Genomic DNA, 24367 nt, shown 5'->3' with positions numbered 1-24367 from the left:
GCCAGGGGGCGCCCCCGGTATCTCCTCAGCCGCCGACGGCTTCCTTGATCGCGGCATTGCCGCGTTCGACGGCATTCTTCAGCGCCGTCGCGGCATCCTGCTGTCCAGCCAGCATCTTTTCGTATTCCTCGTTCTGGATGTCGCGCAGCTGCGGCAGGTTCGGCGCCCGCACGCCCTTGGAGTTTTCGGTCGGCGCCTTGCCCATCAATTGCAGCACCGGCGTTTCGCGGGCCGGATTCTGCTCATAAAACCCCGAGGCCTTGGTCGCCTCATAGGCGGCCAGCGTCACCGGCAGATAGCCCGATTGTTCGTGCAGATACTGCTGCACCTCGGTCTGGGACAGATAGTTGAAGAAGGCAGCGACCCCTTTGTAGGTTTCGTCCGACTTGCCACCCATCACCCACAGCGAGGCCCCGCCCGGCACGGTGTTCTGCGGCGCACCTTCGGCGGTCTCGTCATAGGGCAACTGGCCGATGCCGTAATCCATGCCGGATTTGATGATATCGCCCAGCCCGCCCGAGCTTTCGGTCAAAATCCCGCATTCGCCCGAGGTGAAGTTCTGCTTGGCCTCGCTGGTGCGGCCGCCATAGACAAACACGCCTTCCTTGGCCAGATCGGCCAGTTCCTGGAAGTGTTTGACGAACAGCGGCCCGTCGATCTTCAGCTCGGGGGTGCCGGCCAGGCCGTTTTCGTTGGTGCCCCAGCTGACATTGTTCCAGGCGGCAAAGTTCTCGGTATGGATCCAGGTCAGCCAGGTCGAGGTATAGCCGCAACTGGCCGCCCCGGATTCCTTGATCTTGCGGGCGGCGGCCCAGACTTCGGCCCATGTCTTGGGCGGGTTGTCGACATCAAGCCCGGCCTTTCTGAAGATTTCCTTGTTGTAATACAACACGGGCGAGGACGAGTTGTAAGGAAAGGACAGCATTTCCCCGGCGGGCGTCGAATAATAGCCGACGATGCCCGGCAGATACTGGGCCTTGTCGAAGGTGAAACCGCCTTGCTGCAACACCTCGGCCACGGGTTTGATGGCGCCCTGCGCGCCCATCATCACCCCGGTTCCCACATCGAACACCTGAATGATGTCCGGGGCCTGGCCAGCGCGAAAGGCGGCAATACCGGCGTTCAGGGTTTCGGGATAGGTGCCCTTGAACACGGGCTTGACCTCGTAATCAGACTGGCTGGCGTTGAAATCGCCGGCGATCTTGGCGACGACCTCGGCATTGGCGCCGGTCATCGCATGCCACCAGGAAATTTCGGTCTTGGCCTCGGCCGCGACCGGCAGCGCCATCAGCCCGGCCAGCCAGAAAACAGTCTTGTTCATGTCATCCTCCGATTTCGCCCTTGGGCGTCGCATTTGCGCCTGACGTCCCCTGCCCGCCGGCATGCCATGCCGAATTTCTGGCCCGCCAGGGTCGAGCCTGTCAATTCGCAACTGACATTCTGGTATGGCACGATGGCAGCGCAGGGCGCGTCATTGCGGCGCAACCATCGGCGCAGCGTGTAAAAGCCGGGTGACATTTCAGCGCGTTACGGTTTGCGACGCTGCGTCACGACGGATTGACGCCCCGGCCCCCGGCCAACCCGCGCAGATAGTCTGCCGGAGGGCGGCTGGGGCGATATTCCATGCCGATGCGGTCGAAGCCGACGCCAGCCAGGTCTTGCAGCAGTTCGGCCGGCGGCTCGTTGCGGTCTGGAATCGAGGCCGCCTGCACATGGGCAATCAGCTCGCGATGGCGGCGCAGCATCGCGGCCGCCGGCGCCGCGCCCAGTTCGGTGGCGGCGTGAAACCAGTCGAACATGACCCGGACCCGCGGACCCAGCATCTGCGCCAGTTCCAGCGCGTGCTCCACCCGCGACAGATGATAGTCCGGCACCGCCTGCGCGCAGATCGGCTCGATCAGCAACAGCCGGTCGGTCAGATCGCAGGCGCGGCGCAGGTTGGCACGATAGGTGGCCTCGTCCGTGTCGCCGCGACCGGCCAGGACATGAATGGCCCCGGCACCGACCTGCGTCGCGGCAAGATGGGCCGCAGCAACATCGACGGCAAAGCGCCCCTCATGCCCCGGCAGGGCGGCCACGCCCATGCCGGGCCCCATGCGCAGGTTCAGCCCGCCCATGACCAGCCCCAGCCGCGCCAGCTCGGCCGCAACCAGGCCCGTATCCTGACGCTGCAATTCGTCGTGACATTCGATGCCGTCGAACCCCGCAGCCGCAGCCGCGGCCAGACGCTGCGGAAACGGCAGATCGGTGAACAGAAAGCCCGTATTGGCCAGCAGCAGCATGACAGCCCTTGATCCGACGGCGGTGCAAGGCAAGCGCCCACAAGGGAAAGGCCGCACCTGCAAGGCACGGCCTCAATCAAATCTTCGCGGGCAGATCTTACTTGATCTTGCCTTCCTTGTACTCGACATGCTTGCGCACGACCGGGTCGTATTTGTTGACCGTCATCTTTTCGGTCATCGTGCGGGCATTTTTCTTGGTGACATAGAAATGCCCGGTCCCGGCCGTCGAGTTCAGACGGATCTTGATCGTCGTCGGCTTCGCCATCTTCGTCGCTCCTGCTGCGGGGCAAGACGCGTGACGCGGACCCCGTGGAATCTCTTGAAGCCCGCCTTTTAGCCGTGATCCGGTCGAAGTCAACCGGGAATCGGGCAGAAAACGGCTCTTTGCGGCAAGGCCGGCATGCAGCGCGCCGCTTTGGTCGGTCGGCCAGCGACAAGGCATCAGATTGCGCGGATGGCCTGTAAGCCGGATTTTGTTCCGGGGTTTCCCCCTTCGATGACCATTCATCTGGCCCCGCCATTGCTGACGGGATCTAGCTGCCAACCCGGACCTGCTGGGGCAAAGGCAGCCCTGTCTTGCGACGCGCGGTCCCTATTCGGCATTGCTCCCGGTGGGGCTTGCCGTGCCGGTCCTGTTGCCAGGCCCGCGGTGGGCTCTTACCCCACCGTTTCACCCTTGCCCGCGCAGGCGCGGGCGGTCTGTTCTCTGTGGCGCTTTCCCTGGGGTTGCCCCCGCCGGGCGTTACCCGGCACCGTGCCTTCATGGAGTCCGGACTTTCCTCGACGATCGCTCGCCGCGGTCATCCGGCCATCCGCGCCCCGCAGAGATAGGCGGGACCACAGATGCGGTCAAGCACCGGACTAGAAGGGCACGTCGTCCCGTGACCCGTCCTGATGCGCGGGCTGAACATATGACGCCTTGATGGTCTTGAAGCCGGTGGCAAATTCGACCGTCAGCGTATCCTCGGCGATGCCCATGATCGTGCCATTGCCGAATTTCTGGTGAAACACCCGGTCGCCGACCGAAAAACGCGCCGCAGGTTCGGCGTCGATCGTCACCGGCACGCGGTGCACCGGCTGCGCCCGCTGGGCGCTGCGCTCCTGCATGCGCTTCCAGCCGGGCGAGTTGTAGACATCGGCGCGTGCCGCACGCTCATGCATGGCCGATGCGGCAAAGGGCTGCGCCGCGGCACCATACCCGCCCCCGTAAAGCCCCGGGGGGGTCAGCACATCGACATGATCGGGCGGCAGTTCATCGATGAAGCGCGACGGCAGGCTGGACTGCCATTGCCCATACATCCGGCGATTGCCGGCAAAACTGATCGTCGCCAGTTCCTCGGCCCGGGTGATGCCGACATAGGCCAGGCGGCGTTCCTCTTCGAGGCCACGGGTGCCGGTTTCGTCCATGCTGCGCTGGCTGGGGAACAGGCCGTCCTCCCACCCGGGCAGGAACACGATCGGGTATTCAAGCCCCTTGGCGGCATGCAGGGTCATGATGCTGACCTGTTCGGCCTGCTCGCCTTGTTCGGCATCCATCACCAGTGCGACATGTTCCAGAAAGCCCTGGAGGTTGTCGAATTCCTCAAGCGCCTTGACCAGTTCCTTGAGGTTGTCGAGCCGCCCCGGCGCGTCGGGGGACTTGTCGTTCTGCCACATGGCGGTATAGCCGGATTCGTCCAGGATCCGCTCGGCCAGCTCGACATGGTTGACGCGGCTGTCCAGCGCATCGACGTGCCAGCGGCCCAGCGCCTCGACCAGATGGCGCAACGCCGCCGCGCCCTTGCCGCCCAGCACCCCGGTTGCCACCGCCGAGGCCGCGCCTTCGGTCAGCGACAGGCCGCGGACGCGCGCCTCGGCCTGGATCTTCTGCACCGCCTTGTCGCCCAGGCCGCGCTTGGGCACGTTCACGATGCGCTCGAAAGCCAGATCGTCGGCCGGGCTGACCGCCAGCCGGAAATAGGCCATGGCATCGCGGATTTCCTGGCGTTCGTAGAAGCGAGGCCCGCCGATCACCCGATAGGGCAGGCCGATGGTCATGAACCGATCCTCGAAGGCGCGCATCTGGTGGCTGGCGCGCACCAGGATCGCGATATCGTTCAGGCTGCGCCGGCCGATGCTGTGGCGATGGCCGCCGTGAAACGCCTCGATTTCCTCGCCGATCCAGCGCGCTTCTGCCTCGCTGTCCCAATGGCCAATCAGGCGCACGCGCTCGCCGCCCGTCGCCTCGGTCCACAGCGTCTTGCCCAGCCGGCCCTTGTTGGCCGCGATCAGCCCCGAGGCGGCAGCCAGGATATGCGGGGTCGAGCGATAGTTCTGTTCCAACCGGATGACCGTCGCACCGGGAAAATCGGTCTCGAACCGCAGGATGTTGCCCACCTCGGCCCCGCGCCAGCCATAGATCGACTGGTCGTCATCGCCCACGCAGCAGATGTTGCGATGCCCCTGGGCCAGCAGGCGCAGCCACAGATACTGCGCCGCATTGGTGTCCTGATATTCGTCGACGAGGATATAGCGGAAACGGTCCTGCCATTGTTTCAGCACATCGGGATGCGCCTGGAAGATGCTGACGCAATGCATCAGCAGATCGCCGAAATCGACCGCGTTCAGTTCCAGCAGTCGCCGCTGATAGGCGCGGTAAAGCCGCCCGCCCCAGCCGTCAAAGGCGCGCTCTTCGCCGCGGGGCAGGCTGGCGGGGGTGATGCAGCGGTTTTTCCAGCCGTCGATCAGCCCGGCCAGTTGTCGCGCCGGCCAGCGCTTTTCGTCGATATTCTCGGCCGCGATCAACTGGCGCAGCAGCCGCAGCTGATCGTCGGTGTCCAGGATGGTGAAGCTGGGCTTCAGATGCAGCTCGCCGTCGCCCACCAGTTCGGCGTGGCGGCGCAGGATCTTCACACTGATGCTGTGAAAGGTGCCCAGCCAAGGCATGCCCTCGACCATTTCGCCCAGCAACCTGCCGATGCGATCCTTCATCTCGCGCGCGGCCTTGTTGGTGAAGGTCACCGCCAGAATCTGCCCCGGCCGCGCCTTGCCTTGGGATAGCAGATGCGCGATGCGCGTGGTCAGGGCCCGGGTCTTGCCCGTGCCTGCCCCGGCCAGCAGCAGCACCGGCCCGTCAAGCGCCTGCACGGCGGCAAGCTGGGCGGGGTTCAGCCCCTCCAGATAGGGCGCGGGACGCGCGGCGGCGGCGCGCTGCGACAGCGGCACCGGCGCGGCCGCGTCGGCTGCAAGAAAGGCATCGGAATCGTCGAAATCGCTCATGACGCGAGCATAGCGGCGCTTGCCGCGCGAAGAAAGCCCATGTTCACGACTTGTTCAGGCCCGCAAGCCGGCAAAGATCGACGGATCCAGACTGGCCTGGGCAAAGGTGTCGCCCTGGGTCAGCACCGACACCGCGTCGTGGGAATGCAGCGATTCCTGATGACTGGCCACGACGCGGAAATCGCCGATGCGCGGTTCGGCCAGAAGTTCGGCTGCAAAGGCGCGCACCGCATCCTCGACGAACAGCGGGTGGGCGGCGTTAAGTTCGGCGAACGCCTGTTCATCCTCGCGCTTGACCATGACCTGGGTTTCGGTGGGCACGGCGCGCCGGCACAATTCGACCATGTCCTCGAACCACAGGGTATCGCCCTGCATCACCGCCGAGATCCGCGCGATCGAGCGTTGCGAATGCGGCGTCGCCAGCTGGCCGCGCATCTGCCGGGCATGTTCGCTGAGTTCCAGCGAACAGGGGCAGGTCGAGCTGTAGACATAATCGAAATGCATGATGCGCAGCCGTTCGCCGGCCTTCTCGGCCAGTTCCAGGGCGATGTCGTAATATTGCCAGCCGCTGAGGCCCGATCGCAGCGACCCCACCCGCATCGGATAGCTCAACCGCATCTGGATGCGGGCATCGATGCTGTCCAGGTCGGATTTGTAATCCTCGAGCGCGGCTTGCAGCACCCGCATCGAGAACTGCTTTTCGGCATGGGCGTAGAACGAGCGCATGATGCGGCTCATGTTGATGCCCTTGCGATCGGCCTCCAGGCTGACGGTGCCGGTGACGCTGGTTTCCAGCGTGATCTCGCCGCCCTCGCGGGTCTGATAGCGGATCGGCAAGCGGAAATTGGAAATGCCCACGTGCTGGATCGGCGCGCGGGCGCCGACGATCAGGCTGGCCGGGCCGTTCTGCAGATCCGGCAGGCTGGCCTTGTAGGCGGCATCGACGCGAAAATCGGCGGGATAATCGCGCGACAGCGCCGGATAGGCGCGTAGGGTGGCGACGGGGCGGGCCTCGGTCATGGTCTCCCTCCGGCATGACGGTCGGCAGGCAATGTGGGGATTGCCCGCCGCAAACAAAAGGGGGGGCGAAGGACAATCGCCCCCGCCTGGCGCCTTCAGGTCAGCGCCTGACGCAAATCGGCGATCAGATCGTCGGCATGCTCCAGCCCGATCGACAGCCGCAGCAGTCCGGGGGTAATGCCCAGACCGGCCCGCGCCTCGGGGGTCAGGCGCTGATGCGTGGTCGTCGCCGGATGGGTGGCGATGGATTTCGCATCGCCCAGGTTGTTCGAGATCTGAAAGACGCGCAGCCGGTTCAGCGCTGCAAAGGCCGCGTCCTTGCTGCCCAGATCGATGGCGACCATGGTGCCGCCGGCGCCCATCTGGCGCTGAACCAGGTCGTATTGCGGATGATCGGGCAGGCCCGGATAGATCACCCGCGCCACCCCGGGCTGGCCCTGCATCGCCTGCGCCAGTGCAAGCGCGCTTTCCGTCTGGGCCCGCACCCGCAGGTCCAGCGTGGTCAGGCCGTTCAGCATGATCCAGGCGTTGAAGGGGCTGATGGCCGCGCCGGTGTGCTTCAGATAGGGTTCGGCAACCTCGCGCACGAAATGGCGGCTGCCGCAGATCACCCCGCCCAGGCAGCGCCCTGCCCCGTCGATATGTTTGGTCGAGGAATAGACGATCACATCCGCCCCCTGCTGGGCCGCGCGGCTGTAGACCGGGGTGGCAAAGACGTTGTCCACCACCACCAGCGCGCCGGCGGCATGGGCGATTTCGGCCACCGCCTGGATGTCGATGACCTCGAGCGTGGGGTTCGACACGGATTCAAAGAACACCGCACGGGTGCCGGGACGGACCGCCGCGCGCCACTGATCCAGATCGGTGCCGTCCACATAGCTGATCTCGACCCCGAAACGGGCCAGAACCTCGAGCACGTAAAGGCAGGATCCGAACAGCGCCCTGGACGAGACGATGTGATCTCCGGGCCGGGCAAGGCACATCAGCGCGCCATTGACCGCCGCCATGCCCGATGCCGTGGCAAAGGCGTCCTCGGTTCCTTCCAGATTGGCGACGCGATCCTCGAACATGCGCGAGGTGGGATTGCCGTAGCGGGCATAGATGAATTCGTCCGGCCCGGATTTGACAAAGCGGCCCTCGGCCTGTTCGGCGCTGTCATAGGAAAAGCCCTGCGTCATGAACAGCGCCTCGGCCATTTCGCCGTATTGGCTGCGGCGGATGCCGTGATGCACGGCCCGGGTGCGCGGATGCAGAGGCTTTTCGGTCATGGCGGACTCCCTTTGGATGGGGCCCGGATACGCCTGGCGCGGCAGCCGTTCAAGCCATCAGTCGTCCCGGCTGACGGCGTGACGCTCGAAAAGTCGGGCGTTCAGCACGAAAAACACCACCATGATCGCCGGCAGGCCAAAGGTCTTGAAATTGACCCAGGCGGTTTCCGACATGCTGCGCCAGACCAGTTCGTTGGCCAGCGCCAGCCCCAGAAACAGCGCCACCAGCCGCCGGGTCAGGATGCGCCAGCCTTCGGCATCCATCGGCAGGGCTTCGGACATGACCAGCTGCAACCAGTTGCGCCTGAGCAGCAGGCTGATCGCCAGCAGCGCCGCAAACAGCAGGTAGATGATCGTGGGCTTCATCTTGAAGAATTTCGGATCATTCAACCACACCGACAGCCCGCCGAACACGACCACGAGCACCAGGGTGGCGATCTGCATCGGTGCCAGCCGCCCGGTCAGGCGCCACAAGGCCAGCGTGGACAGAACCAGCACCGGCACGAACACCAGCGTCGCCACCACAAAGCCGGAATACTCGGTCCCCGCCAGCATCACGCTGCGCTCGCGCAGGCGCATGAACACCGCAAAGAACAGCAGCAGCGGACCGAATTCGAGCCCGACCTTGAGCCAGGGATTTATCTTGCGTTCCGGGGTCACGGCGGCCTCCTTGTGGATGCAGGCTGTCTATGGCGATCCGGGCGTTCAGTCCAGCCGGATCGCGGCCAGGATCGGGCCGCTGGCCCGCCGGGGATCGCCTTGGCCAAGTTGCTGGGCCAGGATGGCGTGACGGGTATCACCGGGGAACTGGTCACCGCTTTTGCCCTCGGGCGTCACGCTGATGCGCAGCGGCGCGCGGCCGTCCCATTCCGCCACCCGTTCGGCGGCCACGACGATATTGCGATATTCGACAGTCAGGCCGCGGTTCTCGCCGGCGCGGATCGGAACCTTGCGGCTGGGCAGATAGCGCACCAGGATGATCGCGACCCGTTCGCCGATCGCCCGCCGGGGGGTGATGTCGATGCGATAGCTGCCCCCATCCTGGCGGGCCGAAACCATCACCGGCGCCGGTCGGGCCATCTGGCCATGCAGCAAGGTCATCACCTCGGCCGGGCGCAGGGCGATCAGGGTATCGGTGCCGCCCACGATCATCTGCGGCGTATAGATCGCCCGTTCGCCGGACTGATGTGCATATGCCTGCTGGCGCAGGGTGAATTCGGGACGGGCGAATTCATCGACCCAACCCAGATAGTCCCAGTAATCGACATGCCAGGACAGTGCCAGCACGTCCTGCCGGTCGGCAAGATCGGCCAGCATCTCGTCCGCGGGGGGACATGACGAACAGCCCTGGGACGTGAAAAGCTCGATCACGATGGGGGGGTGGTCGATGGGACCGACCAGTCGCTGACGGCCCTGCGACTCGGTGAAACGGTTCACGGGCGCGGCAGGGCCGGGTTGCGGGGACTGGATCTCGAGACCCCAGGCGGCGCGGGCGTCGGGGTTCGGATCCGCGGGAACTTCCGTCGCAGGCACCGTGCCAGGTTCGGCCGGCGCCTCGATCAGCGCGCCGTCCCCCGAACCGGGCGACAGGGAATCACCTGTTGCCGGGTCATTCAGGCTGCGGCCCGTATCGGATTGCTGCCCGGGGGCGGCTGCGGGCCCCGCCTCACTGTCGACCATGGTATCCGTCGCGGCAGCCTGCGCACCATCCGGCCCCGGCTGGGCCTGCGCCGAAATCCCGCCGCCCAGCGCAACGCCCCATAGCAAAAGCGTCAGCGCCAGCAGCAGCAACCTCCGACCGCCCTTGCCCGCCCTGCCCGTCATGCGCTGCACCAACGCCATCTCATCCGTAGTCCGAACCCTTGCAGATGCATCAGCTAACCCCTGGGCAGCGCCGACAACAAATCAAGGCTTTGTTAGACCCATGTGCCCGCCCCGTGAGCGTGACCCAAAACCCACATCTTGATGAAGGCCGCAGAATTTGGCATACCATTGCATACAAACATCGCCAGCGCCTCTTGATCCGCTGCCCGAAAACGGGCACATGGGCCGGGACGCAGCGTCACTGAGCCACCTTTCAGGGATAGGGAGCCGAGCCATGCCCATCGAAACCGGAACCGACACCGCCCGGACCCGCCGCCAGTTGCAGGTCGGCGGACAAAGCTACGACTATTATTCGATCGACGCCGCGACCGAAGCCGGACTGGGTGATTTCTCGAAGCTGCCGGCCTCGCTGAAGGTGGTGCTGGAAAACCTGCTGCGCTTCGAGGATGGGGGACGCACCGTCAGCGTCGATGACATCCGCGCCTTTGCGGAATGGGCGCAAAAGGGTGGCCAGAACCCGCGCGAGATCGCCTATCGCCCGGCGCGGGTGCTGATGCAGGACTTCACCGGCGTTCCGGCGGTGGTGGACCTGGCTGCGATGCGTGACGGCATCAAGGCGCTGGGGGGCAATCCGCAAAAGATCAACCCGCTGAACCCGGTCGATCTGGTCATCGACCATTCGGTGATGATCGATGAATTCGGCACGCCCCGCGCCTTCCAGCGCAACGTCGAGCTGGAATATGAACGCAACATGGAACGCTATCAGTTCCTGAAATGGGGCCAGAACGCTTTCCAGAACTTCCGCGTGGTGCCGCCGGGCACTGGCATCTGCCATCAGGTCAACCTGGAATACCTGGCCCAGACCGTCTGGACCGACACCGACCAGAACGGCAAGACCGTCGCCTATCCCGACACGCTGGTCGGCACCGACAGCCACACCACCATGGTCAACGGTCTGGCGGTCCTTGGCTGGGGCGTGGGCGGGATCGAGGCCGAGGCCGCGATGCTGGGCCAGCCGGTGTCCATGCTGATCCCCGAGGTCGTGGGCTTCAAGATCACCGGCGCGCTGCGCGAAGGCGTGACCGCCACCGACCTGGTGCTGAAGGTGGTGCAGATGCTGCGCAAGCACGGCGTCGTCGGCAAGTTCGTCGAATTCTACGGCGAAGGGCTTGACCACATGCCGCTGGCCGACCGCGCCACCATCGCCAACATGGCCCCCGAATACGGCGCCACCTGCGGCTTCTTCCCCATCGATGACGAAACCCTGCGCTATCTGCGCCAGACTGGCCGCGACGAATCCCGCATCGCCCTGGTCGAAGCCTATGCCAAGCAGAACGGCTTCTGGCGGACCCGCGATTATGCGCCGGTCTATTCCTCGACCCTGGAACTGGATCAGGGCGACGTGGTGCCCGCCATCTCGGGACCGAAACGGCCTCAGGATCACGTCGCCTTGACCGATTCGGCCAAGGCCTTCCGCGACTATATCCTTGGCGTCCGTCCCGCCCCCTCGGTCCCGGCCGAGCAAAAGGAAAAGATGACCCGCGAAGGCGGCGCGCCCAATCCCGCGCCCGAGGAAATTCCCGGAGGCCATCACGGCCATCTGAATACCGGCGCAGTCGAGGGCCAGGATTACACCCTGCGCGATGGTTCGGTGGTGATCGCCTCGATCACATCCTGCACCAACACCTCGAACCCCTATGTGCTGATGGCCGCAGGCCTGGTGGCACGCAAGGCGCGCGCGCTTGGCCTGACCCGCAAGCCCTGGGTCAAGACCTCGCTGGCGCCGGGATCGCAGGTGGTGGCCGAATATCTGCAAGCCGCCGGCCTGCAAGAGGATCTGGACGCGCTGGGCTTCAACCTGGTCGGCTTTGGCTGCACCACCTGCATCGGCAACTCGGGCCCGCTGGCGCCGGAAATCTCGAAGTCGATCAATGACAACGATCTGGTCGCGGTTTCGGTCCTGTCCGGCAACCGCAACTTCGAGGGCCGCATCAGCCCGGACGTGCGCGCCAACTATCTGGCCAGCCCGCCGCTGGTCGTGGCCTATGCGATCGCCGGCGACATGAATATCGACCTGACGACACAGCCGCTGGCCCATACCGCCGACGGCAAGCCTGTGTTCCTGAAGGATATCTGGCCCAGCTCGAAAGAGGTGGCGGAACTGGTCGATACCATCGTCACCCGCGAGATGTTCCAGTCGAAATACGCCGATGTGTTCAAGGGCGACGAACGCTGGCAGGCGGTCGAGGTCACGGACAGCGAAACCTATGACTGGCCGGCGAGCTCGACCTATATCCAGAACCCGCCCTATTTCCAGGGCATGGGCAAGGACAAGGGCGCGATCCACAATATCCACGGCGCCCGCATCCTGGCGCTGCTGGGTGACATGATCACCACCGACCACATCTCGCCCGCCGGGTCGTTCAAGCCGACCACACCGGCCGGCAAATACCTGACCGAGCGTCAGGTCGCGCCCAAGGACTTCAACAGCTATGGCTCGCGCCGCGGCAACCATGAAGTGATGATGCGCGGCACCTTTGCCAATATCCGCATCAAGAACGAGATGCTCGATGGCGTCGAGGGCGGTTATACCAAGGGGCCGGACGGCCAGCAGACGTCGATCTATGACGCGGCGATGGCCTACAAGGACGCCGGTATCCCGCTGATCGTGGTGGGCGGCATCGAATACGGCGCCGGTTCGTCGCGCGACTGGGCGGCCAAGGGCACCAACCTGCTGGGCGTCAAGGCGGTGATCGCCGAAAGCTTCGAGCGCATCCACCGTTCCAACCTGGTTGGCATGGGCGTGATCCCGTTCGAGTTCACCGGCGGCGACAACCGCAAGACGCTGGGCCTGACCGGCGACGAGGTGATCTCGATCGACGGGCTCGAGGGTGACTTCAAGCCGCTGTCGCTGGTGCCCTGCACCATCCGCTATGCCGACGGTCGGGAAAAGACCATCCAGCTCAAGGCCCGCGTCGATACCGAGGTCGAGATCGAATATCTCGAAAACGGCGGCGTGCTGCATTACGTGCTGCGCAACCTGGCCCGCGCCTGATCCCGGGCGGATCCCGGGCGAAAGCAATGACAAGGGGCCGCCGACGGGCGGCCCCTTCCGCATCCGGGGTCCGGCTTGCTATTCCTCGGCGCAATACCACAGCGTGCCGCCCACCGCGGCCGAGCCGATGACCATCGAGCCGACCGCCACGGGCGAAGCCGCCAGACCTGCGGCTGCCGCACCGGCCGCCTCGAGCGTGCCGACCATCGATCCCGAGGTTGCGGCCAGGATCGCCGCGCCCGGGCGTTGCGTCACGCTGTCGTAACCGGCAATGGCCAGCGCATTGGCGTTGCGAAAGGCGGCCTGGCGGGTGGCGTTGACGCGTTCGCAAAACGTCTTGCGACACAGCGCATTGGCTTTGCGCGCGCCCCTTTGCGCGCCGATATAGGTGTCGCCCGCCTTGTCCCACAAAAGACAATAGCTGCCGTCATCGGCCATCTGGTTGCGGCGCAGGATCTCGCGCAGGGTGACATAGCCCGGACAGCTGATGCGTCCCCAGCCCGCCAGATTCCGCTCCAACCTGCCGACATTGGCATGAAATTCGGCGTCGCGGACATAGTTGATTTCAGTCCGTTCGCCTGCAATCGACGTCTCGCAGGTCCACAGCCGTTCCTCGGGCACGGGTCGGCCCGCGGGCTCTGCGGTTGCGTCGGTTTCCTGGGCATTGATCGGGCCTGCCAGAGCAGCGGCGGCCAGCAGCATGATCCAGATGCGCATGACTTTTCCCCTTGGTCGTCTGTGGCCGGTTTCGGACAGGACGCCAAGGGTTGCAAACCACGCGCGCGTGAGGGATCGCGCTGTTGCGCCAAAACCGCAGCGCAAGCCGGGAAAATGCAAAGGCCGCCCCGGTGGGACGGCCTGCAAACCCGTATCCTGAACGGATCAGTTCTTGGCGTAGAATTCGACGACCAGGTTCGGTTCCATCACCACCGGATAGGGCACATCGCCCAGGGCCGGGGTGCGGACAAACGAAACCGTCATCTTGTTGTGGTCGACTTCCAGATAATCGGGCACATCACGCTCGGCCGAGCCGACGGCCTCGAGCACGATGGCCAGTTGACGCGAACGTTCGCGCACCGAGATCACGTCGCCTTCCTTGACGCGATAGGACGGGATGTTCACGCGCTTGCCATTCACCTCGACATGGCCGTGGTTCACGAACTGGCGGGCGGCAAAGATGGTGGGGACCAGTTTCGCGCGATAGACGACCGCGTCCAGACGGCGCTCCAGCAGACCGATCAGGTTTTCGCCGGTATCGCCCTTCACACGCTCGGCCTCGGCATAGATGCGGCGGAACTGCTTTTCGGTCAGGTCGCCGTAATAACCCTTGAGCTTCTGCTTGGCGCGCAGCTGGGTGCCGAAATCCGACAGCTTGCCCTTGCGGCGCTGACCGTGCTGACCGGGGCCGTATTCGCGCTTGTTCAGCGGCGACTTGGCGCGACCCCAGATGTTTTCGCCCATGCGGCGGTCGATCTTGTACTTGGCAGCGGTGCGTTTCGTCATCGCTGATCTCCTTCTGTCTCTTGTCGAAGGGCGTTGTCCTTTGGCATCATGCCCGACAGGGTTCCCCTTGCGGGGTCCACCAACACCAATGAAGCGGCGCTTATAGCCGCAGCAGCGCCAGTGTCAAGCGGCCCTTGAGCCGCAGGCTGCATGTTCTTATGTCAGGGGCAGCGAACAGGAAAGACAGGTCATGTTTTCGATCCCCGGCAAAAGCCCCGTCACCCTCACCCCGGCCGCCGAACGCCAGATCGCGCGGCTGATGGCTGCAAAATCGGCCAACGGGCTGCGCATCGGCCTGAAGAAGGGCGGCTGCGCCGGCATGGAATATACGCTGGAACTGGCCGACACCCCCGCGCCCGGCGACGAGATCGTGGAACAGGGCGATGCCCGGCTGCTGATCGCACCCACGGCGCAGATGTTCCTGTTCGGAACGGAAATCGATTATGAAACGGGCCTGCTGGAATCCGGTTTCCGCTTTCGCAACCCCAATGTCACCGAAAGCTGCGGATGCGGCGAATCGGTGAGTTTCGGCACCGCTCCGACAGCGCGCGCGGATGGTTGAAGGTCCGTGGCGGCCGATCAGGCAGCCCGGCCCCGCCATGCCGTCTTGATTGGCGCCGCATCGCGGCCTATCCCCGCCCAAACATCATGAGGGAGAGGCTGATGGCCCCGCGCAAACTTGCCGCCGGCAATTGGAAGATGAATGGAACCCTGGCCTCGCTGGCCGAGGTCGATCGACTGCTGTCCGATCACCCGGCTCCGGGCTGCGACGTGCTGATCTGCCCGCCGGCGACCTTGATCCACGCCCTGGCGGCGCGGTCGGGTCATATCGCGGTCGGCGGTCAGGACTGCCATCCGCAGCCCGCCGGTGCGCACACCGGCGATATTGCCGCTGCGCAGCTGCGGGATGCGGGCGCCAGCCATGTGATCCTGGGCCATTCCGAGCGCCGCAGCGATCACGGCGAAACCGATGCCCTGGTCGCCGCCAAGGCGCAGGCCGCCCATGCCGCCGGCCTGGTCGCCGTGATCTGCGTGGGCGAGACCGAAGCCCAGCGCGATGCGGGCGAGACGCTGGCGGTGATTTCGGCGCAGCTGGCAGGATCGGTCCCGCAAGGCGCAACGGCCGCAAATACCGTCATCGCCTATGAGCCGGTCTGGGCCATCGGCACCGGCCGCACCCCGACCGGCGATCAGATCGCCGAGGTTCACGCCCTGATGCGCAAGGAATTGGCGGCACGCCTGTCCGATGGTGCAGAAATCACCCTGCTATATGGTGGTTCGGTCAAGCCGGGCAACGCAGCCGAGATCTTTGCCATCGCGCATGTGAATGGGGCGCTGGTCGGTGGCGCCAGCCTGAAGGCCGACGATTTCGGCCCGATCATCGCCGCGCTTGACGCGGCGTGATACCGGCGCAAGGGAACGCTGTTCCTGATCGACGCCCTGCACCGGAATGATGTCATCGGATTTCGGCCCCGCCTGCCCTTGTCAAGCGGGGCCGATGCCGCATAGGTCAGCCCGGACACTCAGGACAGGACCATGGCCGAGCCAGCAATCTCATTCCGGGGGGTGACACGTCGCTATCCGCAAAAGGGCGGCGGCGATGTGGTGGCCCTGCATGACATCGACCTTGACGTGCCCCAGGGCGCGATCACCGGTATCATCGGCCGCTCGGGCGCGGGCAAATCCACGCTCTTGCGGATGGTGAACGGGCTTGAGCGTCCCTCGTCCGGGCAGGTGCTGGTCAATGGCCATGACGTCGGCGCCGCAAGCGACGTGGCCTTGCGCGCAATCCGGCGCGAGGTCGGGATGATCTTTCAGCACTTCAACCTGCTCTCTTCGCGCACGGTTGCCGAAAACATCGCCCTGCCGCTGGAAATCGCCGGCGAGCCGGCCGAAGGCATCGCCCCCCGTGTGGCCGAACTGATCGAGCGCGTCGGCCTGACCGCCCAGGCCGGGCGCTATCCGGCGGAACTGTCGGGCGGGCAGAAACAGCGCGTGGGCATCGCCCGCGCGCTGGCGACCGGGCCCCGCGTGCTGCTGTCGGACGAGGCAACGTCGGCGCTGGATCCCGATACCACCCGGCAGGTTCTGGACCTGCTGCGCGACATCAACCGCGATCTGGGCCTGACCATCCTGCTCATCACCCATGAAATGGCGGTGGTGCGCGACATCTGCAGCCATGTGGCGGTGATCGAATCCGGGCGCATCGTCGAGGCAGGCGAAACCTACGGGGTATTCTCGCGCCCGCAGCACCCGACCACACGCAGTTTCCTGCAAGGCGTGACCAGCGTCGCCATTCCGCAATTCGTGGCCAAGCTGCTGACCGACAGCCCGCAGACCGCGGATGCCGAGGCGGTGGTTCAGATCACCTTCACCGGCCAGCACGCCACCGACCCGATGCTGGCGCGACTGACCGCCGAACATGGCGTCAGCGTCAATATCCTGGCCGGCGCCATCGAGGAAATCGGCACCCAGCCCTTTGGCAGCCTGATCGTCGGCCTGCCCGCCGGACGGCTGGCGCAATCGCAGGCGTTTCTGGAACAACACGGGCTTATGACCGAGGTGCTGGGCTATGTCGGCTAACCTGATCCCGATCCTGTGGGGCTCGACCCTGCAAACGCTTTACATGGTGCTGATGTCGACGGTGCTGGGCACGTTGATCGGCGCGCCGCTGGGCATCTTCCTGGCCACCTCGCGCCGGGGGGAACTGCTGTCGGCGCCGCTGGTGAACACGGCGCTGGGGCTGGTGGTCAACGCGGCCCGTTCGACCCCGTTCATCATCCTGGTGGTGGCGATCATCCCCTTCACGCGGCTGATCGCCGGCACCTCGATCGGCACCACCGCCGCCATCGTGCCGCTGACCATCGCCGCCGCGCCCTTCATCGCCCGGCTGGTCGAAACCGCCATCCGCGAGGTCGATGCTGGCCTGATCGAGGCCGCCCGTGCCATGGGGGCCACGCCCTTGCAGATCGTGCGCAAGGTGCTGGTCCCCGAGGCGATGCCCGGCATCATCCTGGGGTTGACCTTGGCCGTGGTCAGCCTGATCGGCTATTCGGCCATGGTCGGCGCGGTCGGCGGCGGCGGCCTGGGCGACCTGGGCATCCGCTATGGCTATCAGCGCTTCATGCCCGAGGTGATGCTGGCCGTCGTCCTTATCCTGATTTTCCTGGTTCAGGCGGTGCAATCCCTTGGGGAATGGATCGCCGCCCGTTTCGACAAGCGCGCGCCCCGCAACCGGGGCCGGTAAGCATGAAAGGATACACCATGCGCAGATTTCGCCTTGCCCTTGCCGCCTCGATCCTGGCGCTGGGCGCCGGCATGGCCGCGGCCGAGGACATCAAGGTTGGCGTGACCGTCGGCGAACATGCCCAGATCATGGAACAGGTCGCCAAGGTCGCCGAGACCAAGGGGCTGAACATCCAGATCATCGAATTCACCGACTATGTGATCCCGAACCAGGCGCTGAACGACGGCGACCTGCACGCGAACAGCTTTCAGCACCAGCCCTATCTGGACAACCAGATCAAGGACCGCGGCTTTGACCTGGTCGCCGTCGGCAAGACCATCACCACCCCCATGGGCGTCTATTCCGACAAGCTGAAGTCGCTTGACGACCTGGCCGAGGGCGCCAAGGTCGCCATCCCCAACGATCCGACCAACGGCGGCCGGGCCTTGCTGTTGTTGCAGGAAAAGGGGCTGATCAAGCTGGCCGAGGGCACCGGCCTCACCCCGACCCCGCTGGATGTGACGGAAAACAGCCGCGGTCTGAAATTCCTGGAGCTGGATGCCGCGCAGCTGCCGCGGGCGCTGGCCGATGCCGACATCGCGGTGATCAACACCAATTTCGCGCTCGAGGCCGGGTTGAACCCCGAAAAGGACGCCATCGCCATCGAGGCGGCCGAAAGCCCCTATGCCAATATCATCGTGGTGCGCAGCGCCGACAAGGATGCACCCTGGGCCAAGGCCCTGGTCGAGGCCTACCACTCGGATGAGGTCAAGGCCTATATCCAGGGCAAATACACCGGCGCGGTGATCCCCGCCTGGTAAGAACATATGCGCGCGCCCCGTTCCAACGGGGCGCGCGGCGCCTTGCGATTGCGGGTTGCGGGCGTCAGCCGGCGGCGGTGGTCCGGCCGCGCCGGGCCAGCGACCAGGCGCCATCGCCCAGCAGCGACAGGGTCAGCATCACCACCGCCCACAGCACCGGATATTCCCAGCCGCCGCCGGCATTGCTGAAGGTAAAACCGGCCGAGCCATGCCCGAACCAGGCCGCGCCAAGCAGCACCGCCGCCAGCAGCAACGAGACCAGGCGCGTGCCGATCCCCGCCAGCAGGGCCAGACCACCCAGCACCTCGGCCGCGATGGTCAGATAGCCCAGCACACCCGGCAGGCCGATCGACTCGAAATAGCCGGCGGTGCCAGCGGGGGTAAAGACAAAGACCTTGATCAGGCCGTGGATCACGAACCAAAGGCCCGTCGAAAGCCGCAGGATCAGGGCGGCCAGTTCAGCATTGCGCAGCGTGGTGTCGGTGTTCATCGGAGCGTTCCCGGAAAAGAATTGCGATAAGGCCAAGATAGCGCTTGGTCATTGTCGCCATAATGGGCATATTCATGGAAATATTGTCGCCACTACGGGTATCAAATGGATCGCATCGACGGGTTGCGCGCCTTTGTCGCGGTGGTGGACGCGGGGTCGTTCACCCGCGCGGGTGAGCGGTTGGGCATCTCGAACAAGCTGGTCAGCAAATATGTCGCCGCGGTGGAACGCCAGCAGGGGATTACCCTGCTCAATCGCACTACCCGGTCGCTGTCGCTGACACCGGCGGGCGAGCGCTTTACCGCCGCCGCCCGCCGGGTTCTGGCCGCGGTCGAGGAGCTGCACGCCCAGACCCATGCCGATCGCGGCGCGCTTGCGGGCCGGTTGCGCATCACCGCCCCTGTCAGCTTTGGCGAAATGTTTGCCGTCACCCTGACCCAGGATTTCGTCGACCGCCATCCCGGCGTCAGCCTGGACCTGAACCTGAGCGACCGCTATGTCGATCTGGCCGCCGAGGGCTTCGATCTGGCCCTGCGCATCGGCGTGCTGGCCGATTCCAGCCTGATCGGGCGGCGCATCGGCAGCACCGAAACCTGGGTGGTCGCCAGCCCCGACTATCTGGCCCGGGCGCCGGTGCCGCAACATCCCGACGATCTGCGCGCGCATCGCAACATCCGCGACAGCAATGCCGCCGTGGCCACCCGTGCCAGCTTTGTCATCGACGGCCAGCAGGTCAGCGTGCCCCTGCCCGGCCAGATCACCGTGAACAGCGCGGCGGCGCTGCGGCAACTGGCGCTGCACGGCAAGGGGGTGGCGATCATCCCCCGCTTCATGGTGGCGCAGGACGTGGCCCAGGGTCGGCTGATCCGGGTGCTGGCACAATTCCCCGGCCCGCAGCTGGACATTCAGGCGCTGTATCTGCCGCAGGCGTTCATCCCGCCGCGGGTGACGGCTTATCTGGATCACCTGCGCCAGGCCCTGGCGCCACAGCTGGCGAAAGCACCGCTCCGGGATTCATGATGCCTTGCGGGTCCAGCGTCGATTTCAACGCGCGCATGACCGCCAGCCGCGCCGGATCGGCCCAGCGTTCCAGATCGGCCACCTTCAGCCGACCAATGCCGTGTTCGGCCGAAAATGACCCGCCCCGATCCACCACCATCTGATGCACCTGCTGCGACAGTGCCGCGCGCTGGCCGTCGTATTCGGCCCGGCCGCGCCCGGGCGCCGGGAACAGGTTGAAATGCAGGTTGCCATCGCCCAGATGGCCAAAGCAGTTGATCCGCACCCCTGCGCCCGCCAGCACGCGGTCGGCATCGGCGATAAAGCCCGGGATTTCCGACAACGGCAGGCTGATGTCATGGCTGGCGATGGCACCGATGCGACGGTTCGCCTCGGGGATGTGCTCGCGCAGGTTCCAGAAATCCTGGGCCTGCTGACCCGATTGCGCGATGACCCCATCCACGACCAGATCGCGCTGCATGGCCTCGTCCAGCAGGCCTTCCAGCGCGGCCTGCGGCGCAAGCCCCTGCGGCAGGCCGACCTCGATCAGCACCGACCACGGCACCCCGGGCAAGGGCTGACGGATTTCGGGCAGAACCTCGGCCAGAAAGGCCAGACCCTGGCCGCCGATCAGCTCGAAAGCGGTGACACAGCCGGCCATACGCCCCTCGGCCAGGGCCAGCAGGCGCAGGGCCCCCGCCGGGTCGGGCACCTGCAACAGCGCCACCCCGACATTCGGCGGCGGCAACACCAGCTTCAGACTGGCGGCGGTGATGATGCCCAGGCTGCCCTCGGCCCCGATCAGCAGATCACGAATGTCATAGCCGGTGTTGTCCTTGCGCAACCGTTTCAGGTCCTGAACGATCGAACCGTCGGGCAGCACCGCCTCGATCCCCAGGCACAGTGCGCGCGCGGTGCCATAGCGCAGCGCCGTGACCCCGCCGGCATTGGTGGCCAGATTGCCGCCAATGGTCGCGGTGCCCTGCGACGCCAGCGACAGCGGAAACAGCCGCCCCGCCTGCTGTGCCGCATCGCGCGCCGACTGCAGGGTCATGCCGGCCTCGACGATCATCACGTTTTCCTCGGGCCACAGGCCGCGCAGGGCGGTCATCCGCTCGAGCGACAGCAGCAGGGGCGCGGGGCCGTGGGTCATCACCTGACCGCCCACCAGCCCGGTGCCGCCGCCGCGGGCGATGATGCCCACCCGCGCAGCGGCACAGGCGCGCACGATCTGGGCCACCTCGGCGGTGCTGCGCGGGGCGGCGACCAGACCGGCTTGACCGTGATAGCGGCCGCGCGGCTCTTCGACATAGGCGGGGGTCACGGGACGCAGCACCCCCGCAGGCAGCCGCGCGGCCAGGGATTCATCGGCAGGATTGAGCATCACCGCACCTCGGTCTTGCCGCGGCGGTCATTGCGCAGGTTGGCGTAAAGCACATGGTTGCGCCAGCGGCCGTTGATCTGAAGATAGCTTTGCGCGACGCCCTCATACTTGAACCCGGACTTTTCCAGCACCCCCCGCGAAGGGGTGTTCTCGGGCAGGCAGGCCGCCTCGATCCGGCTGAGGTCCAGCGGACCGAACGCATGCTGGACCAACGCGGCAATGGCTTCGCGCATGTATCCCTGGCGCGCATGCGGACGCCCGATCCAGTAGCCGATGGTGGCCGATTGCGCCGGGCCGCGCCGGATGTTGTCCAGGGTGATCGCGCCTAGCAGCACACCGTCGCGCCGCATCAGAAACAGCGGCAGCGCGGTGGCATTCCGGCGCGCGCGCTGCGCCCAATAGACACGATTGGTAAAGCTGCGCCGCGACAGGTGGTCAGCGGCCCAGACGGGTTCCCAAGGGGTCAGGAACTCGCGGCTTTCCACGCGCAGCGCCACCCATTGCGCGAAATCGGCGTGCGCAGGCAGGCGCAGCACCATCCGCTCTGTCTCGAGAAGCAGCGGACGGCGCCGGCCGAACATCAGGCGGCAAGCCTTTCGGACAGTGCCTCGCGGCTTGGGGCGCCCGCCACCGGCCCGTATAGCGCCAGCGCCGGACGGGCCCGTGCGATCAGCGATTGCGCATGGTTGCGAATGTCGGCAACCGTCACCGCGTCGATACGCTCGGCCACTTCGGTCGGATCGGGCACGCGCCCCCAGATCGCCAACGACCGCGCCATGCGCTCGGCCTGGCCGGTCGGGCTTTCCAGCCCCATCAGCAAACCCGCCTTCAGCTGGGCGCGGGCGCGCGCCACCTCGGCCTCGGTCATGTCCTCGGCCGAACGCTTGATTTCATCGATCGTCAGATGCGCCAGATCGGCGATCTGCTCGCCCGAGGTGCCGGCATAGATGGTGATCATGCCGGTATCATCGTGAAAACCCGATTGCGCGAATATCGAATAGCACAGGCCCTTTTCCTCGCGCAGCTTCTGGAACAGGCGCGACGACATGCCGCCGCCAAGCGCCGAGGTCATGATCTGCGCGGCGTAGAAGTCGGGGGCTTGATACCCAGGCCCCTCGAATGCCAGGGCGAAATGGGCCTGTTCCAGGCCCTTGATGTGGCGCGCCTCGGCCCCCTGCCAGCGGGCAGGCTCGCGCGTGGTGCGCGGACGCGCCGCCAGATGGCCAAAGATCGCCTCGACCTGGCGCAGGATCCGGTCGTGATCGACGGCGCCGGCCGCCGCCACGATCATCCGTTCCGGGCCGTAATGTTCGCCGATGAACCCGGCAAGATCCTCGCGCCCGAAATGGCTGACCCGTTCGGCCGGCCCCAGGATGGTGCGGCCCATGGGCTGGTCGGGATAGGCCGCCTCTTGCAGCCAGTCGAAGATCACATCATCGGGCGTGTCCAGCGACTGGCCGATTTCCTGCAGGATCACCCCGCGCTCGACCTCGATCTCGCGCGGCTCGAAGATCGGGTTCAGCACGATGTCGGAAATCACGTCCAGCGCCAGCGATACATCCCCCGCCAGCACCCGCGCGTAATAGCTGGTGACATCGCGCGAGGTATAGGCGTTGATGTAGCCGCCGACATTCTCGATCGCCTCGACGATCTCGAGCGCGCTGCGGCTTGCGGTGCCCTTGAACGCCATGTGTTCCAGGAAATGCGCGATGCCGTTCTGTTCGGCGCGTTCGTCCCGGCAGCCGGCGTTGACCCAGATGCCGATGGCGGCCGAATGCAGGCCGGGCATGTCGCGGGTCACGACCCGCAGCCCGTTGGGCAAGGTAGCGATGCGGGTCTGGCTCACGCCGTCCTCCGTTCCAGGATCAGGGCGCGGATGGCATCGGCATCGTTGTCGATGCGGGTGATCCGCTCGGGCCGGTCGAACAGATCGGCCATATGCGCCGGCAGCGCCGGCCGCTGGCCAATGGCCCGTTCGACGGCATCGGGGAATTTGGCCGGATGCGCGGTCGCCAGCGTGACCATCGGCACCTCGGGGCGCTTCTGTTCGCGCGCGACCTTCACCCCGACGGCGCTATGGGGGCAGATCACCGTGCCGGTTTCACGGAACACGGTGGCGATGGTGTCCAGCGTTTCCTGTTCCGAGGCGCGGCCCGGGCAATAGGTCGCCATCAGACCGTGCAGGATGCCGGCGCGGATGGAAAAGCCGCCGGTTTTCAGCTCCTCCATCAGGCGCGTGACCTCGTCGCCGTCCTTGCCGCAAGCCAGCCAGATCGCACGCTCGAAATTGGAACTGACCTGAATGTCCATCGACGGGCTGATCGAGGGACGCACCGCACCGATCCGGTATTCGCCTTCGGTCAGGGCGTGATAGAGAATGTCGTTGTGGTTCGTCGCCACCCACAGCTTGCCGACCGGCAGGCCCATGCTGCGCGCCAATGCCCCGGCCAGAACATCGCCGAAATTTCCGGTCGGCACGCTGAAGTCCACCGGACGCAGGGGTGCGCCCAGCGTGGCCGCGGCGCTGAAGTAATAGACGATCTGCGCCAGAACCCGGGCCCAGTTGATGGAATTGACCCCGGCCAGACCCACGCGATCGCGGAAGTCATGATCGTTGAACAGATCCTTCAGCCGCGCCTGGCAATCGTCAAAGGTGCCGTCCACGGCCAGGGCGTGCACATTGCTGTCGGCGGGCGTCGTCATCTGGCGACGCTGCACCTCGCTGACCCGATCATGCGGATACATGATGAACACATCGACATTGTCGAGCCCGCGAAACGCCTCGATCGCCGCCGAGCCGGTGTCGCCCGACGTCGCGCCCAGAATGGTCACCCGCTGCCCCGAGCGCGCCAGCGCCAGCTGGAACAGCTGGCCGATCAGCTGCATGGCGAAATCCTTGAAGGCCAGCGTGGGCCCGTGGAACAGTTCCAGCAGGTGCTGACCCGGTGCCAGCTGCCGCAGCGGCGCCCGCGCCACATGGTCAAAACCCGCATAGGCGCGCTGGATGGCGCCGGCCAGTTCGGCCTCGGAAAAGCTGTCGCCGACAAAGGGCTGGATCACCCGCAGCGCCACCTCTTCATAGGGCAGGCCATCCAGGCGCGCGATGTCGGAAACGGTGAACCGTGGCAAGGTTTCGGGCAGATAAAGCCCGCCATCGCGCGCCAGCCCGGTCATCATCGCCTGCTCGAAGCCCAAGACCGGGGCCCGCCCCCGGGTCGAAACGTAACGCATCGCGTC

At 65.7% G+C, this 24367-nt stretch carries 22 protein-coding genes and 1 other RNA gene; 7 read left to right on the top strand and 16 right to left on the bottom strand.

Annotation, left to right across the window (positions count from 1 at the left end; all coding sequences use genetic code 11):
* Positions 1–25 precede the first annotated feature (25 nt).
* From ugpB to GB880_RS08895, 9 genes are all read right to left on the bottom strand, one after another.
* Entirely contained in the window at positions 26–1321 is a 1296-nt protein-coding gene (ugpB, locus tag GB880_RS08935) for a sn-glycerol-3-phosphate ABC transporter substrate-binding protein UgpB (RefSeq protein ID WP_154491086.1), read from the bottom strand.
* A 226-nt stretch (positions 1322–1547) separates the two neighbouring features.
* Positions 1548–2282 carry a TIM barrel protein gene (locus GB880_RS08930; RefSeq protein ID WP_154491083.1) on the bottom strand — a complete coding sequence of 245 codons (735 nt, stop codon included), beginning with the start codon at positions 2280–2282 and terminating at the stop codon, positions 1548–1550.
* A gap of 97 nt (positions 2283–2379) precedes the next feature.
* Complete coding sequence (rpmG, locus tag GB880_RS08925; RefSeq protein WP_011750518.1) at positions 2380–2547, bottom strand: 50S ribosomal protein L33; 168 nt, start codon at positions 2545–2547, stop codon at positions 2380–2382.
* A gap of 181 nt (positions 2548–2728) precedes the next feature.
* An RNA gene (gene rnpB / locus GB880_RS08920) (RNase P RNA component class A) lies at positions 2729–3098 on the bottom strand.
* Positions 3099–3143: 45 nt separating this feature from the next.
* Complete coding sequence (locus GB880_RS08915) at positions 3144–5540, bottom strand: ATP-dependent helicase (protein ID WP_263467058.1); 2397 nt, start codon at positions 5538–5540, stop codon at positions 3144–3146.
* Positions 5541–5594: 54 nt separating this feature from the next.
* Positions 5595–6560 carry a GTP cyclohydrolase FolE2 gene (gene folE2, locus GB880_RS08910; RefSeq protein WP_154491080.1) on the bottom strand — a complete coding sequence of 322 codons (966 nt, stop codon included), beginning with the start codon at positions 6558–6560 and terminating at the stop codon, positions 5595–5597.
* A 95-nt stretch (positions 6561–6655) separates the two neighbouring features.
* Positions 6656–7828, bottom strand: a complete 1173-nt coding sequence (metZ, locus tag GB880_RS08905; RefSeq protein ID WP_154491077.1) for an O-succinylhomoserine sulfhydrylase — start codon at positions 7826–7828, stop codon at positions 6656–6658.
* A gap of 57 nt (positions 7829–7885) precedes the next feature.
* Positions 7886–8488 (bottom strand): inner membrane-spanning protein YciB, encoded by a 603-nt coding sequence (locus GB880_RS08900; protein ID WP_263467057.1) that lies wholly within the window; start codon positions 8486–8488, stop codon positions 7886–7888.
* 45 nt (positions 8489–8533) lie between these two features.
* Complete coding sequence (locus GB880_RS08895) at positions 8534–9670, bottom strand: DUF1223 domain-containing protein (protein WP_229774286.1); 1137 nt, start codon at positions 9668–9670, stop codon at positions 8534–8536.
* A 256-nt stretch (positions 9671–9926) separates the two neighbouring features.
* Between GB880_RS08895 and acnA the strand changes: the two genes are divergently transcribed.
* Positions 9927–12707 carry an aconitate hydratase AcnA gene (gene acnA / locus GB880_RS08890; RefSeq protein WP_154491074.1) on the top strand — a complete coding sequence of 927 codons (2781 nt, stop codon included), beginning with the start codon at positions 9927–9929 and terminating at the stop codon, positions 12705–12707.
* 78 nt (positions 12708–12785) lie between these two features.
* Here acnA and GB880_RS08885 read toward each other — a convergent pair whose 3' ends face one another.
* Positions 12786–13424 (bottom strand): hypothetical protein, encoded by a 639-nt coding sequence (locus tag GB880_RS08885; RefSeq protein WP_154491071.1) that lies wholly within the window; start codon positions 13422–13424, stop codon positions 12786–12788.
* A gap of 165 nt (positions 13425–13589) precedes the next feature.
* Positions 13590–14210 (bottom strand): 30S ribosomal protein S4, encoded by a 621-nt coding sequence (gene rpsD, locus GB880_RS08880; RefSeq protein ID WP_154491068.1) that lies wholly within the window; start codon positions 14208–14210, stop codon positions 13590–13592.
* A 190-nt stretch (positions 14211–14400) separates the two neighbouring features.
* Here rpsD and GB880_RS08875 point away from each other — a divergent pair, with 190 nt between their 5' ends.
* The 5 genes from GB880_RS08875 to GB880_RS08855 all read left to right on the top strand — a co-directional run bounded on the left by GB880_RS08875 (position 14401) and on the right by GB880_RS08855 (position 18257).
* A complete protein-coding gene (locus tag GB880_RS08875; RefSeq protein ID WP_154491065.1) occupies positions 14401–14772 on the top strand; it encodes a HesB/IscA family protein in 372 nt (123 codons plus the stop codon).
* A 101-nt stretch (positions 14773–14873) separates the two neighbouring features.
* A complete protein-coding gene (gene tpiA / locus GB880_RS08870; protein WP_154491062.1) occupies positions 14874–15614 on the top strand; it encodes a triose-phosphate isomerase in 741 nt (246 codons plus the stop codon).
* A gap of 132 nt (positions 15615–15746) precedes the next feature.
* Entirely contained in the window at positions 15747–16793 is a 1047-nt protein-coding gene (locus tag GB880_RS08865) for a methionine ABC transporter ATP-binding protein (RefSeq protein ID WP_154491059.1), read from the top strand.
* Positions 16783–17457 (top strand): methionine ABC transporter permease, encoded by a 675-nt coding sequence (locus tag GB880_RS08860; protein ID WP_154491056.1) that lies wholly within the window; start codon positions 16783–16785, stop codon positions 17455–17457. Before GB880_RS08865 ends, GB880_RS08860 begins: the two co-directional genes overlap by 11 nt.
* A gap of 17 nt (positions 17458–17474) precedes the next feature.
* Positions 17475–18257 carry a MetQ/NlpA family ABC transporter substrate-binding protein gene (locus tag GB880_RS08855; protein ID WP_154491053.1) on the top strand — a complete coding sequence of 261 codons (783 nt, stop codon included), beginning with the start codon at positions 17475–17477 and terminating at the stop codon, positions 18255–18257.
* A 64-nt stretch (positions 18258–18321) separates the two neighbouring features.
* Here GB880_RS08855 and GB880_RS08850 read toward each other — a convergent pair whose 3' ends face one another.
* Positions 18322–18747: a DoxX family protein gene (locus tag GB880_RS08850; protein WP_154491050.1), complete on the bottom strand. Its 426-nt coding sequence runs from the start codon at positions 18745–18747 to the stop codon at positions 18322–18324.
* 105 nt (positions 18748–18852) lie between these two features.
* Here GB880_RS08850 and GB880_RS08845 point away from each other — a divergent pair, with 105 nt between their 5' ends.
* Complete coding sequence (locus GB880_RS08845) at positions 18853–19767, top strand: LysR family transcriptional regulator (protein ID WP_154491047.1); 915 nt, start codon at positions 18853–18855, stop codon at positions 19765–19767.
* Here the strand turns inward: GB880_RS08845 and GB880_RS08840 are convergent.
* Genes GB880_RS08840 through thrC form a run of 4 tightly spaced genes read right to left on the bottom strand, consistent with a single transcriptional unit; the run spans position 19679 to position 24361 of the window.
* Positions 19679–21130 (bottom strand): FAD-binding oxidoreductase, encoded by a 1452-nt coding sequence (locus GB880_RS08840; RefSeq protein WP_154491044.1) that lies wholly within the window; start codon positions 21128–21130, stop codon positions 19679–19681. The two genes, GB880_RS08845 and GB880_RS08840, sit on opposite strands and share 89 nt — an antisense overlap.
* Positions 21130–21711, bottom strand: a complete 582-nt coding sequence (locus GB880_RS08835) for a GNAT family N-acetyltransferase (RefSeq protein ID WP_154491041.1) — start codon at positions 21709–21711, stop codon at positions 21130–21132. The genes GB880_RS08840 and GB880_RS08835 overlap by 1 nt, the downstream gene beginning before the upstream one ends.
* Positions 21711–22919, bottom strand: coding sequence for a M16 family metallopeptidase (locus GB880_RS08830; RefSeq protein ID WP_154491151.1), 1209 nt, complete (start codon positions 22917–22919; stop codon positions 21711–21713). The genes GB880_RS08835 and GB880_RS08830 overlap by 1 nt, the downstream gene beginning before the upstream one ends.
* Positions 22920–22972: 53 nt before the next feature.
* Positions 22973–24361, bottom strand: a complete 1389-nt coding sequence (gene thrC / locus GB880_RS08825) for a threonine synthase (protein WP_154491038.1) — start codon at positions 24359–24361, stop codon at positions 22973–22975.
* Positions 24362–24367 lie beyond the last annotated feature (6 nt).

Source organism: Paracoccus sp. SMMA_5_TC, from assembly GCF_009696685.2.
Taxonomy (GTDB): domain Bacteria; phylum Pseudomonadota; class Alphaproteobacteria; order Rhodobacterales; family Rhodobacteraceae; genus Paracoccus.
Note: the sequence above shows the minus strand (reverse complement) of the source record. Positions and strands in the feature narration are given on the sequence as shown.